This window comes from Streptomyces sp. SID13031, assembly GCF_010548305.1.
Classification (GTDB): Bacteria; Actinomycetota; Actinomycetes; order Propionibacteriales; family Kribbellaceae; genus Kribbella.
In genome coordinates this window covers 1-402 of record NZ_JAAGLV010000106.1, presented here as the reverse complement: position 1 = coordinate 402, position 402 = coordinate 1, and the positions used below count along the sequence as shown (strand labels likewise).

At 72.6% G+C, this 402-nt stretch carries 1 protein-coding gene; it reads right to left on the bottom strand.

Features of this window, described 5'->3' with window-relative positions:
- On the bottom strand, positions 1–208 hold a 208-nt coding region (locus tag G3I17_RS39455; protein WP_164604534.1), incomplete at its 3' end, for a hypothetical protein.
- Between the last annotated feature and the right edge of the window lie 194 nt (positions 209–402).

Below are 402 nucleotides of genomic sequence, written 5' to 3'. Positions count from 1 at the left end.
GGTGCCCGCAGGGATCGAAGACCAGGACCACCGGCTGCCCCGGACGCTGACGCCAGGAGATGCGTTCCGGGACTTCTTCGCACACCGGGCAGCACGGCAGCGGACCCGGCCGGCCCATCGGGCCCGACGTGCCCGCCGGGCTCAGCGGGTGCGGCTGCGGCCGGTACCCGGGGGCGGCCGCGAGCTGCGTGGAGTGCGGGTCGCTCATGGAGACTCCCTGGTCGTGCGGTTGGACTGATCGCACTGTGCCATGGACGTGCCCCTTTGCGCACGGGTGAATCCTCCAGTGTTCCGGCGATGTTCCGGCAGGTCAGAGGTGTGCGCCCGGGCTCCCGGCGCCCCTCTCCGCGGACTTGGCGCTCAGCGCGGCCCCTCGGCGACGTCCACCAGGCCCGATTCGTA